Below are 13373 nucleotides of genomic sequence, written 5' to 3' on the forward strand. Positions count from 1 at the left end.
TTGCCACATCTGTTATAAAAAAAATGTTACTGTTGTTTCTTATTGTTGCTGGATTATATTATGCAAAATCTTTTTTTATGCCATTATTTATTGGGGGAGTTTTGGCGACTTTGTTTTTGCCGTTTTGTAGCTCATTGGAAGAAAAAAAAATTCCCAAGGCAATCGCAGTATTCTTATGCCTTTTTTTTCTTTTGTTGATTATATCTGGTTTTGTAACAATGCTTAGTTGGCAGATTGGAAACCTTGCAAGTGATATAGTATTGTTAAAACAAAAGGTGATTGAAGCAAGCACCTATATACAAGGATACATTTTTCATCATTTTGGGATTTCGTCAGTAAAGCAAAATGAAATACTAATAGCAGAGCAACCATCGTACACTAGTATCATTCAACTGTTTATAATTTCTGTTTCTTATGTCTTCTCCAATTTTATTTTAGTATTGGTTTATTTCGTTTTTCTGTTGTATTACCGTGGACACTTAAAGCATTTTTTTATTAAACTAACGCCTGTATCCAACCAGATAGAAATGGAGCAAGTACTGGAGAAGTCAGCACATATTTCTCAACAATATTTGCTGGGACTTTCTAAAATGATTGTGTGTCTATGGATTATGTATAGTATAGATTTTGGCCTTTTGGGTGTAAAAAACTTTCTTTTTTTTGCTGTTCTTTGTGGGGTCTTAGAAATTGTTCCTTTTTTAGGTAATATCATAGGTACTACTTTAACATTTACAATTATGGCTTTGCACGGTGCTAGTCCATTTATGTTGGGAGGTATTGTTGTTACTTATGGTGTGGTACAGTTTATTCAAGGTTGGTTTATTGAGCCGTTTATACTTGGTCTACAAGTAAAAATAAACCCTTTGTTTACTATTATTGCGTTGGTGTTGGGGCAATTGATTTGGGGTATTCCAGGCATAATACTAGCCATACCTCTTACGGCAATTGTTAAAATTATGTGCGACCATGTATAACTTTTAAAACCTTATGGATTCTTAATTGGCGAAATTAAAAATGATAGAGTAAAAAAGTTGGCATAAAGAAGATTAAAACTGTATTGTAGTATTTGCAATTTTGTTGATTCTCAGACTATTTTTGTTAGTTTTAAATTTACAAAAACCACCGAATTTTATTAAGATTAGTTTTGTTTTATCAACTTGGATATAACACTATTGTGACTCAACGGGGTTAATGCTAAAGAAATGTGAATAGACTCTACATTTAGCAGAAAGGCAGTCATATAAACAATCACATGCGAAAGCAACAAACATGGTACAGATATTATTAAATGGATTAAAGAGTACTTCAACTAGCTGCAACACCAAGTTGCTACCATTGAATAGTTCTGTCTTTGTATGGGCACACAACAGCGAGTAGATTTTAATCAATTGAGAAAGTGTAAGAACTTATCTTCGCTTATTACATATGATAAGGACAAACACATTTTACACCGAACAACATATTTTCTTTTCTTTGTGCTTTATGTGCATTTGTTTTAGTGGCTTTTGTTGCCCAAATAAGTACGCAACCCCTGAAACACTTTAATAATATTGCTTTACATTTTAATTAAGCAATTTGTATTGGAAAGTAGTTTGTCTTTCATTTGTTTGTAAAATTTTGTGAAACAACTTACACACTATTGCAAAAAGGAAAAAAGTAAAATGCAAAAAAATGAAACCCCATTTTAATTAGAAAAGTTTTATAACATTGCCCGATGACCGAAATAATTAATGACACTATGGTTAGCTGACCAAATTTATGCAGTAGTGAAAGACGAAAAACTAGCAATTGAAGCTATGCAAGTAGCAGAAAAAAAATTAACTTAAAAAAGCGTACAAAGTAATGGAAGCAATCTTATTAATAATCATCTGTGTATTGTTGCTTATTGCGATTATACTCATCATTGTTTTCCGAAACAAAAGCAGCAACGAATTGCCCCTGCTACAAAATAAGGTAGCTGAATTACAAACCAGTCTTTCCAAAATTGAAACCAATCTTAAAGAAGACTTTCGCACTAACCGTGAAGAAAATGCCACCATAGCAATGCACAGCCGAAAAGAGTTGAACGATACATTGATTGGTTTTAAGGGTGAACAATCTGAAACCTTAAAAACAATTACTGAGCAAAGCCAGAATGCTTTAAAAGAAATTAATAAAACACTGGATGAAAAAGTTGGAGCATTAATCACAAAAATTGATGCTAACAATAAAGTCAACCGTGAAGAGCTTACTAAAAATATTACTGATTTTTCAGGAGCCAATATTATTCAATTAGACAAAATTAATAACCAGGCGAAAGAAGATAATAAATTAATTCGCGAGGCACTGGTAAATGCATTCAAAGGCTTTCAGGAAACATTTGATAACAACATCAAATCATTCAACGACCTGCAAAGAGAAAAATTTGCTTTGATGGATACCAAGCAAAACGAACTGGTAAAAAGTACCGAAACCAAACTTGAAACAATTCGGGTTACGGTGGAAGAAAAACTGGAAAAAACACTCAGTGAACGCCTTGGACAAAGTTTTGAAACAGTAGGCAAACAACTCATTGAAGTGCAAAAAGGCTTAGGCGAAATGCAAACTATTGCAACCGATGTAGGTGGTTTGAAAAAAGTATTAAGCAATGTAAAGTTGAGAGGTGGTGTAGGTGAAGTTCAGTTAGCATTATTGCTCGAACAGATTTTAGCACCCAACCAATACGATGCTAATGTGCGGACTAAAAAAAGGCAGTACCGAACCAGTAGAATTTGCCATTAAATTACCCGGACGCAGCGAAGACGAAAGTGCTTTTGTGTACCTGCCTATTGATGCAAAATTTCCTAAAGACACTTATGAGCATTTAATTGCTGCGTATGAAAATGCAATTCCTGATGATATTGAAACAGCGACAAAAAATTTGGAAACGGTAATTAAAAAAATGGCAAAAGACATAAGAGACAAATATCTTGACCCTCCCAACACCACCGACTTTGCCATTATGTTCCTTCCGTTTGAAAGTATTTATGCCGAAGTAATCAGACGTAGCTCATTGATAGACCAGTTGCGTTCTGAGTTTAAAATAACCGTTGCAGGCCCTACTACTTTAATGGCAATATTAAACAGCCTGCAAATGGGCTTTAGAACATTGGCTTTACAAAAACGAAGCAGCGAAGTTTGGAAAGTGCTGGGCTCTGTAAAAAAAGAATTTGAAGTATTTGGCGGCTTGTTAGAAAAGGCACAAAAAAATATACAAACCGGACTTGGCCAGTTAGATGATGTAGTGGGTACCCGTACAAGAGCCATACAACGCCAGTTACGTGATGTAGAAACATTACCAGCGGTGGAAGCAGCAACAGAATTGCCTGAAATTATTTTAAATACTAACCAAGATGAAAAGGAAATTTAATTTTAAACTATCTAATGCAAGGTTTTAAAGTAGTCGAATTTGACCACTTTAAAAAGAAAAATAATTTCAACTATGGCGAATTCGCCACAATTAAAAAATAAGTATGGCAAAAAATAAAACCATCAATGTAAAAGGAACAGAGATTACATTATTCTCTGAAGGCACAAGCGATTTTATTTCCCTCACTGACATTGCCAAACACAAGGATTCGGCAAATACCGATACCATTATTCAAAACTGGTTGCGAAACAGAAACACGATAGAGCTACTGGGTTTTTGGGAAACGATGTATAACCCAAATTTTAAACCCCTCGAATTCGAGGGGTTTAGAAAACAAGCTGGGTTAAATAGTTTTGTAATGACACCTAAAAAATGGATTGAAACCACAACTGCGATTGGTATTACATCCAAGTCAGGCAGATACGGAGGAACATTTGCACATAAGGATATTGCGTTTGAATTTGCCTCATGGATTTCTATTGAGTTCAAATTGTTCATCATCAAAGAATTTCAACGCCTTAAAGAAGATGAAAACCACCGCTTAAAACTAACATGGAACCTGCAACGAACTTTAGCCAAAGTAAATTACCACATACATACCGATGCGATAAAAGATAACCTAATACCTAAAGAATTAAGCAAATTGCAAACCTCTTTTGTGTATGCCGATGAAGCAGATATGCTCAACGTGGCATTGTTTGGATTGACAGCAAAACAATGGAGAGATGCTACCCCGAAAGCCGAAGGCAATATCCGTGATGCTGCCAATATTGAGCAATTGGTGGTACTAAGTAATATGGAAAGCATCAATGCAGTATTAATACACCAAGGCTTACAACAAAACCAACGCCTGCAACAACTGAATAAAATTGCCATTACGCAAATGAAAAGCTTGGTACAAAACAGCAGCCTTAAAAAATTAAAATAAATATGAATAAACAAGACCTCCTGACTAAAATAAAAGACTTACAAGGTTTAACCAATGATGAAAATGGACACAACTCAACTGAGTAAAATTGAAAAAGGTTTGCGGCAACTCAAACGGGAACAAATACCTATCATTGCCGAAATACTCAAAGCTGGTAGTGATGAATTAATGACGCTATGGTTAGCCGACCAAATTTATGCAGTGGTTAAGGATGAGAAGCTAGCAAAGGAGGCCGTGCAGGTTGCTGAGAAGAAAATAAATTTTAAAAAAAGAAAATAAAAAGCTGAAATGAGCAATCAAAATAACGACATCATTATTTACAATTCCCCAACAGGTATGGTGTAAATAGAAGTAGTTTTTAACAACGAAACCTTTTGGTTTACACAAAAGGCAATGGCGGAATTATTTGGGTACAGTATCGATAATATTTCATAGATATCGTGATATTGGCAATGCAGTTTTCTTTCGGCCAAAATATCAAACGTAATTATTTTTTCCTACTATTGTAAAAACAAAACAACAATAAAATGCCACGTTTGTGTTTAGCATGCAATGAGCCATTGGTGGGCCGCAGCGATAAAAAGTTTTGCGATGATCAATGCCGCAACGATTACAATAATAAGTTGAACAGCGATGAAAATAATTTCATGCGCAAAAACCCCTTAGCCGAGAATTTATAAAATACCATTCGTATAATGCTGCATAATAGGTGCATGGTGCATTTGCAATTTTAATAGCGCCATTTGCTTATTTTTCCAACAATTAAATTTTGAATACCCCAATTAATAGAAGAGATGATAAAGGGAGCAGAGGAATTGGATAGGGAAGTTAAAAACAGCAGTTAAGGGATTCTATCTTATTAAATAAAAAAATTATCCTACCATTAAAAAAGTTGGAGCGAATAATGGCTCAATTTATTTGAGGAAATAAAATATTAGTTGAAGCCCCTATAGATAGTGGCTTGTGTGTTCGTATTGTAATTTATTTCTGGAAGTAACTCCACACTTCAAAAAAAGTTTAACCTTTCATCAAATTATTTTAACATAATTTCTGAAGTATAACAATAGTTAAGTACTTTTGATTGCAATAAAAATAAATTAGTGATGAGTAAAGCAAAACAACGATTCGAGATTCAATTGGCAAAGATAAAGCCGATAATGCTGCAGGCAAAATCGAAGCGCAATCCAGGCCAATGGTTAAGTACCAATAATGCACGAACCCCCTTGTTCAACCTTGAGGCATTAAGTAAAATGTATGGTGACGTTTATAACTCAAAGGATTTTTCAAAGATTGAAAAGCAGGCCAAGGAAATTGAAGATGCTTTAGGCGATGTAGATCATTATGTGGTACAATCCAAACAAATAAACACAAATACTAAAATACCTAAAGCAGCAAAGGAGTATTTTCGTTCAAAAACTAACGAAGCTAATAACCGCCTCAATCAATTGTTGTTAGAAGAGAATTGGTTGAACGGAAAACGAATAGCTAAAATGGAATTGCGCATCGGGCGTGCCAAATGGATGGAAGATGTGGACGAGGTATCAACCATTTGCGATTATTACATAAAGGAGATAAAAGAGATAGAGCAGTTTGTTGCACAAACCAGTTGTAATTTTACCAATATGGAAGACCACGTGCATGAATTGCGAAGAAAGATAAGATGGCTTAGCATTTACCCACAGGCGCTTAACGGGTTGGCTAAATTGGTTGATAGAAAAACAACACCAAAGTATTTTGAAAAGTACATGGTTAAAGAAATTATCAATTCGCCATTTAATAAGTTAACACCAGATGCGGCCTTGACGCATCATATCCAATTTTACAAAGAAAACTACCTTGCTTTAAGTTGGATGATAGCAGAACTTGGTAAGATTAAAGATGCCGGTTTGGGGCTGTTTGCTATAGCTGAGGCATTAGTTGCAACTGAATCATGCACGCACGAAGAAGCCGAGATCAAAGCACTTCATTTGCTTGGTAAAAAACAAAAGTCCACTTTAGCGCTTCTTGAAGATGCCTCAGTTATTTGCCAGGAGTATTTTTCGAAAAAACTTTTGACAAACTTATTGGTAAAGTAAAAGCAGGATAATTAATAATTGGAATTAAAACGATAGTTCTAAAAATAGGAATAATAGTGAATGGATAATTTGAAATCATACTTTAGCGGATTTTCGGCTGAATTGATTAGTGAGATTGAGCAACAGGCAAGTATGCAAAAAGCAAGTGCAGGCACCGTGCTAATGCGCACCGGACAGTACATTAAAAATACCGTATTGGTCTTAAAGGGGAAAGTAAAAGTTTATAGAGAAGATGATGATGGTGGTGAATTTTTTATGTACTACTTGCAACCGGGTCAGGCATGTGCTATCAGTATGATTTGTGCAACAAAGAGCGAAAAAAGTCAAATCATGGCAAGGGTAGTGGAGGACGCAGAATTGATTACAGTGCCGTTGCAACTGATGGATCAGTGGATGATGAAACATCGCAGCTGGTATGAATTTGTAATTGAAACCTATCGTAACCGGTTTGATGAAATACTTATGGTAATGGATAGCATTGCTTTTAGAGCAATGGACGAGCGCCTTGAATTTTATTTAAAGCGAGAAAAGGATTCATCGGCAAGCAATGAAGTTATTGCTTCGCATCAGGAGATTGCGAACGACCTCAACACTTCGAGAGAAGTTATTTCGCGGCTGTTAAAAAAAATGGAACAACGCGGTTTGATACAAATGAACAGAAATAATATTGTACTTAAATAATTTCCAAGTGTGACAAAGGTTACCATGAAACCTATGTACTTATAAGACCTTTGCAAAAAAAACGATGGAAATAGCAGGTTATATAGCATCAATTTTAATAGGAGTAGCATTGGGCTTAATAGGAGGTGGTGGCAGCATACTGACTGTACCGGTGCTTGTATATCTTTTTATGATTGATACCATTGCTGCTACTTCTTATTCCTTATTTATTGTAGGAATTACCAGTGCAGTGGGTAGCATAAATTATTTTCGCAATGGATTGGTAAATATTCGCACAGCAGTAATTTTTGGCATACCATCCATTATTGCAGTTTTTTTAACAAGAGCGTATATAGTTCCCGCAATTCCGCAAGAGGTATTTAGTTTAGGTGGCTTTGTTGTTACCAAAAGCATTTTATTAATGCTGTTGTTTGCTGTTTTAATGATAGCAGCTTCGTATAGCATGATCAAAAAGGATAAAAAGAGTTCCGATGAAAAGCCCGTTACGCAGCAGTTTAATTATCCGCTAATACTAATTGAAGGGGCTGCAGTAGGCATACTTACAGGGCTTGTAGGTGCAGGCGGAGGTTTTTTAATTATTCCAGCCTTGGTCATGTTGAGTAAGTTGCCAATGAAAGAAGCCGTAGGTACATCATTAGTAATTATTGCAGCTAAATCGTTAATAGGTTTTTTTGGCGAAGGAGGAGATACTGTAATTGATTGGCCTTTGATTTCAAAAGTTTCTGCATTTGCTATCATAGGAATCTTTTTAGGTTCTTACCTTTCTAAAAAAATTGTTGGAGCAAAACTAAAACCTGCCTTTGGCTGGTTTGTGCTGGTAATGGGAATTTATATTATCATAAAAGAGACAGTGCTTAAATGAGCCAAAAGCACATGCTAGCAACCTGCATGATTGAAAAATAAAAACATTTAATGGTAAGAATTTGTTACGTGTTTTTTCCCTAAGAAAAAATTGTTGAATGTTACTTTTATCACATTAAATTATATTTTAACTTTCAATATTTGCACCGCTAATAAACTTAAACACCATGGTCAATCATTATCAAATCTTAATTGTGGGGGGTGGCAATGCCGGATTATCGGTAGCAGCACAGTTGATTCTTAAAAACAATAGTTTGCACATTGGTATTATTGAGCCAAGCGACAAGCATTATTATCAGCCTGCATGGACGCTGGTGGGTGCGGGTGTTTACGATATCAATAAAACCATACGCAACGAAAGGGATTTTATTCCAAAAGGTTCTGAATGGATTAGGGATGCTGTTTCGGTTTTTATGCCTGATGAGAATAAACTGCAATGCAAATCAGGAACAACTTATACTTACGATATGTTAATTGTTTGTCCGGGTATACAGCTCGACTGGGACAAAGTGAAAGGCCTTAAAGAAAATATTGGAAAGAATAATATTAGCAGCAATTATGATTTTAGTACGGCCCCTTACACCTGGGAAATGATAAAAAATTTTAAGGGTGGAAATGCTGTATTTACTAATCCGGTTTCACCTATCAAATGTGGTGGTGCTCCGCATAAAATTATGTATCTGGCAGTTGACTATTGGCGCAAGCAAGGCATATTGGATAAGTGCAACGTACATTATCTGAGTGGTGGAAGCGTTATCTTTGGAGTCAAGGAATATGCCGCAACGCTTACTGAAACAGTTTTGAACGGAAATATTAGACCTGAGTATAGTGTAAATGTGACGGAAATAGACTCTGCAACTAACACCGTATACTATTTGAAAAAGAATGCAGAAGGTGTTGAAGAGCGCAAATCGATGAAATATGATTTACTGCATAGTGTACCCCCACAGTCGGCACCTGATTTTATTAAGCATTCGCCTTTGGCCGATGCTAAAAATCTCTATGGCTATATTGAGGTAAACAAAAATACCATGCAGCATGTCCGTTTTTCAAACGTTTTTGCTTTAGGTGATTGTATAAACGCGCCTTGCAGCAAGACAGGTGCAGCAATACGCAAGCAAGCACCGGTAGTAGTACAAAATGTATTAGCAGTGTTGCAATCTAAAAAACCGGTTGCCGAGTACACTGGATATAGTGCATGCCCCATACCAACACAATATGGAAAATTGATGCTAGCAGAGTTTGATTACAGCAATACACCAAAAATGACATTCCCGTTCGATCAGGCCAAACCGCGATGGTCCATGTGGATGCTAAAGACGAAGGTATTGCCATGGTTGTACTGGAACAAAATACTTAGAGGTAAAGCATAGTTTATAATTATTAGTATTTAAGGTTTAGGTTGAAAAGGTTACATTAACATGTAGCCTTTTTTATTTCATTTCTTTACTGGCATTGCTGTTGTAAAGCTTGTTAAATCAACCTTAGATAGCCTATATAAATTATTTTAAAAAAATATAGCTTGTGTAATAATAGTCACCAACCGGAAGTGAAACATGCAATACCTTTGTATCATAATTTTAAAAACAAGAAAAAGATGAGTAATAAAAATTTTTTAGTAGAACAAATTTATACAGGTTGCCTTGCGCATGCTGCGTACTATATTGAAAGTAATGGCGAAGCCGCCATATTTGATCCATTAAGAGAAGTTCAGCCATATATAGACAGAGCCAATCGTACCGGTGCAAAGGTTAAGTATGTTTTTTTAACACACTTTCATGCAGACTTTGTAAGTGGGCATTTGGACATTGCAAGAAAAACAGGAGCTGAAATTGTTTATGGCCCAATGCAAAGCCCGAGTACGAAATTATACATGGTACTGACGGTCAAGTATTTGAAATTGGAAACTATAAAGTAAAGCTAATTCACACACCAGGGCATACCATGGAGAGCAGCACCTTTATGCTGATTGATGAGGAAAATAAGGAGCATGGTATAATTACAGGAGATACCTTATTCATTGGTGATGTTGGCCGTCCCGATTTGGCGCAACATGTAGTTTCAGATCTCACCGAAGAAAAACTTGCGCGTTTACTATATAAATCTATACGCGAAAAGATTTTGCCATTAAGCGATGAGTTGATTGTATATCCAAATCATGGAGCAGGCAGTGCGTGTGGTAAAAACATGAGCAAAGAAACTACGGACACCTTGGGGCATCAAAAGCAAGTAAACTATGCGCTACAGCCGATGACCGAAGATGAGTTTGTAAAGTCAATACTTACAGGATTAACCAAACCACCGATTTATTTTCCATCCAATGTATTAATGAATATTAAAGGATACGAAAGTTTGGAAAAGGTTATGGAGCGAGCAAGCCATGCATTAAATGCTAACGAATTTGAAATGGTTGCAAACGAAACGCATGCGTTGATACTTGATACCAGAGATGCGGCCGAGTTTGCAAGGGGATTTATTCCAAACAGTATCAATATTGGTGTTAACGGCAGCTTCGCGCAATGGGTTGGCGAAATGATTGTGGATATAAAACAAGAAATACTTTTAGTGTGCGAACCGGGAAAAGAAGAAGAAGCCATGATTCGATTGTCGCGTGTAGGCTATGATGGCACTATTGGTTACTTAAAAGGTGGCTTTGCCACATGGACAAATGCGAATAAGGAAGTTGATGCTGTAAAACGCATTTCAGCCCAAGTTTACCAACGGGAATACTACCGTAAATTCCCAACCTTCGATGTAAGAAAAAAGAGCGAGTACGATAGCGAACATGTGGTTGATGTTGAAAATGTTCCTCTCAACCGGATTAACGAGCATCTGTCAGAGTTTCCACGCAACAATACATTCGTGTTGCATTGTGCAGGAGGTTATCGAAGCATGATTGCCGCTTCTATTCTAAAGCAAAGAGGATTTGATAATTTTGTTGAAGTAGAATCTGGTTTTGCAGGATTGGCAAAGACTGATTTACCCAAAACAGAATATGTTTGTCCTTCCTCTATTTTGTAATCGTAAAAAAGTTGTGACTACAATTTAAAGAGCTACAGGCAGATTGTAAATGACAGGAAAATAAAAAGGTTGCAGTAAAATTTATTGCAACCTTTTATCAGTAATAAGGATTTTGAAAAATAAACGAAACTTTAATTCTATGAAAAAAAATATTTTAGCTTGTTTGATGGTGTTGGCAATGTCAACTTATACCATGTTTGCACAGAATGCACCATTCAATATTCAACTTGAACCGGTCACAATTAACGGCCTGGGTGGTTTACAATCTTTTGCATTCGCGCAGCATAATGGCAAGTGGTTAATAATAGGAGGCCGCCTCGATGGGCTTCACGAACGACAGCCTTTTGCAGCCTTTGATATAGCAGGACATAACAATCAGCTCATAGTGATTGATCCTGTAGCTATGCAAAAATGGAGTGCACCCCTTGCTGTATTGCCTCTTGGTATACAGGAACAGTTAAGTTCAACGAATATGAACTTTATTCAACAAGGCGATTATTTATATTGCACTGGCGGATATGGTTATAGTGCTTCGCTGGCTGCGCATACTACCTATCCGAATCTTACAGCTATTAAAGTATCAGATGTTATCGATGCCATAATTTCAGGTTTGACGTACTCAAATTATTTCAGGCAGATTACCGATACTGCATTTCAAGTAACTGGCGGAAGGTTAGAAAAAATAAACAGCACCTTCTATTTGGTTGGGGGTCATAAATTTATTGGAAGCTACAACCCGATGGGTCCCAATCATGGTCCGGGATTTTTTCAGCAGTACACAGATCAAGTTAGAAAATTTAATTTATCAGACAATGGAACAACAATAACCATTTCGCATTTGCCTTCTATTACCGACACCAACAATCTGCATCGCAGAGATTACAATGTTACTGCTCAAATTTTACCAAACGGAGCTGAAGGGCTAACAGCATTTTCAGGAGTCTTTCAAAAAACCGTGAACCTGCCTTTTTTAAATTGTGTAAATATTGATTCAACCGCACATACCGTGAATAATGCATTCACGCAATATTATAATCATTATCACTGTGCCAACTTCCCAATATATTCGGCAGCAAACAATGAGATGAATACGATTTTTTTTGGCGGCATAGCGCAGTATTATGATAGCCTTGGACTATTAACGCAAAATAATGATGTACCATTTGTAAAAACCATTGCACGCGTAGCGCGCAATGCCAATGGTGTTATGGCCGAGTATAAACTTCCGGTAGAAATGCCATCTTATTTAGGGGCAGGTTCAGAATTTATACCTAACGAAAATTTGCCAAGGTATGCCAATGGGGTCATCAAGTTTGATGATGTATTAACTGATACAACATTGGTAGGATATATCTATGGCGGAATTGCCAGCTCTGCACAAAGTATTTTTTGGATTAATACTGGAATGCAAAGCAGCGCAAGCAATCAGATATTTAAAGTTTTCCTTATAAAAAATAGCAGCAGTGCATTTCACGAATTAAATATGCAAAGTATAGGCTCGTTGCAAATGCAGGTTTTTACTGAACAAGACCAGAAAGATTTAATTGTAAAATACAAATTAGCGAAACAAGCGGATGTTACTTTAAATATAACCACCATTGATGGTAAAGTTGTTGAACAGAAGACTTATAAAAACATGCCCACGGGCGAACACACCATTGCTACATTAGTTAAGCAATCAAATTCAGGTGGCACTTTTCTAGTTACCATTGCTACCCAATATGAAAAAGCAACTCAACGAATAATATTACGATAGATCACAAACATTAAAAAAAAGTCAAATGGGAATGATAAGAAACTGGAATATATTAAGAATAATAAGATTAGCTCTTGGCTTGTATGTATTAATACATGGCATTGTTATCTATAATTGGATTTACATTGGCTTTGGAGCGTATTTCACAGCCATGCCATTATTCAATTTTGGATGCTGTGCAGTTGGTAATTGTGCCGCAACTCCTGCAAAATTAAATAAAACTGAAACGGATGATATTCAATATGAAGAAGTACGTTAGTCCATATAATTTAGAAATAATAGGTGCCATAGCAGGTGCTGTGGGAGGCTACTTGTATTGGAAAAATGTTGGCTGTATTTCAGGTACTTGTGCCATAACTTCCAGCCCTATTATAAGTACAGCATATGGGGCATTATTGGGAGCGTTGTTTTTAGGCATGTTTAAATCAAACAATAGAAATAAGGAAATTTCTGATAAGTAATTAACTCACACCTTCTGGCAATATTGAACTTGATTTAGAAAGTTATGGATGTTGCAATGCGATTTGGTACCTATAGAAATTAGCAATGACATCTAGTAGCTGCTAAGTACAATCTAATAGAAAATTGGAAAATGAATGACTACCTTAGCCTCATTCCTTTGCAAATTTGTTGTGCGGCTTTCTTTTATTTTGTGAGAAGAAT

11 protein-coding genes and 2 pseudogenes are annotated in these 13373 nt (G+C 36.1%); all 13 read left to right on the forward strand.

Annotated elements, in window-relative coordinates:
- Nucleotides 1–23: 23 nt before the first annotated feature.
- The 13 genes and pseudogenes from IPO27_08885 (at nt 24) to IPO27_08945 (ending at nt 13171) form a co-directional block, all read left to right on the forward strand.
- Nucleotides 24–974, forward strand: coding sequence for an AI-2E family transporter (locus tag IPO27_08885; protein ID MBK8846635.1), 951 nt, complete (start codon nt 24–26; stop codon nt 972–974).
- A 1069-nt stretch (nt 975–2043) separates the two neighbouring features.
- Nucleotides 2044–3388: pseudogene (locus IPO27_08890) on the forward strand (DNA recombination protein RmuC).
- 103 nt (nt 3389–3491) lie between these two features.
- A complete protein-coding gene (locus IPO27_08895) occupies nt 3492–4316 on the forward strand; it encodes a KilA-N domain-containing protein (GenBank protein ID MBK8846636.1) in 825 nt (274 codons plus the stop codon).
- A gap of 63 nt (nt 4317–4379) precedes the next feature.
- Nucleotides 4380–4595 carry an XRE family transcriptional regulator gene (locus IPO27_08900; GenBank protein ID MBK8846637.1) on the forward strand — a complete coding sequence of 72 codons (216 nt, stop codon included), beginning with the start codon at nt 4380–4382 and terminating at the stop codon, nt 4593–4595.
- Nucleotides 4596–4843: 248 nt separating this feature from the next.
- Nucleotides 4844–4996, forward strand: coding sequence for a hypothetical protein (locus IPO27_08905; GenBank protein ID MBK8846638.1), 153 nt, complete (start codon nt 4844–4846; stop codon nt 4994–4996).
- Nucleotides 4997–5419: 423 nt separating this feature from the next.
- A complete protein-coding gene (locus IPO27_08910; protein MBK8846639.1) occupies nt 5420–6391 on the forward strand; it encodes a hypothetical protein in 972 nt (323 codons plus the stop codon).
- Nucleotides 6392–6451: 60 nt separating this feature from the next.
- Complete coding sequence (locus IPO27_08915) at nt 6452–7072, forward strand: Crp/Fnr family transcriptional regulator (GenBank protein MBK8846640.1); 621 nt, start codon at nt 6452–6454, stop codon at nt 7070–7072.
- Between the two features lie 64 nt (nt 7073–7136).
- The gene (locus IPO27_08920) at nt 7137–7934 is read left to right on the forward strand and encodes a sulfite exporter TauE/SafE family protein (GenBank protein MBK8846641.1); all 798 of its coding nucleotides are present in this window, start codon (nt 7137–7139) and stop codon (nt 7932–7934) included.
- Nucleotides 7935–8100: 166 nt separating this feature from the next.
- Nucleotides 8101–9306, forward strand: a complete 1206-nt coding sequence (locus IPO27_08925; protein ID MBK8846642.1) for an NAD(P)/FAD-dependent oxidoreductase — start codon at nt 8101–8103, stop codon at nt 9304–9306.
- A gap of 224 nt (nt 9307–9530) precedes the next feature.
- Nucleotides 9531–10954: pseudogene (locus IPO27_08930) on the forward strand (MBL fold metallo-hydrolase).
- 139 nt (nt 10955–11093) lie between these two features.
- Nucleotides 11094–12710, forward strand: coding sequence for a T9SS C-terminal target domain-containing protein (locus IPO27_08935; protein MBK8846643.1), 1617 nt, complete (start codon nt 11094–11096; stop codon nt 12708–12710).
- A gap of 25 nt (nt 12711–12735) precedes the next feature.
- On the forward strand, nt 12736–12969 hold the full coding sequence (locus IPO27_08940; protein ID MBK8846644.1) for a hypothetical protein: 234 nt from the start codon (nt 12736–12738) through the stop codon (nt 12967–12969).
- Complete coding sequence (locus IPO27_08945; protein ID MBK8846645.1) at nt 12953–13171, forward strand: hypothetical protein; 219 nt, start codon at nt 12953–12955, stop codon at nt 13169–13171. The genes IPO27_08940 and IPO27_08945 overlap by 17 nt, the downstream gene beginning before the upstream one ends.
- The last annotated feature ends 202 nt before the right edge of the window (nt 13172–13373 follow it).

This window comes from Bacteroidota bacterium (genome assembly GCA_016714535.1).
Lineage (GTDB): Bacteria > Bacteroidota > Bacteroidia > AKYH767-A > OLB10 > JADKFV01.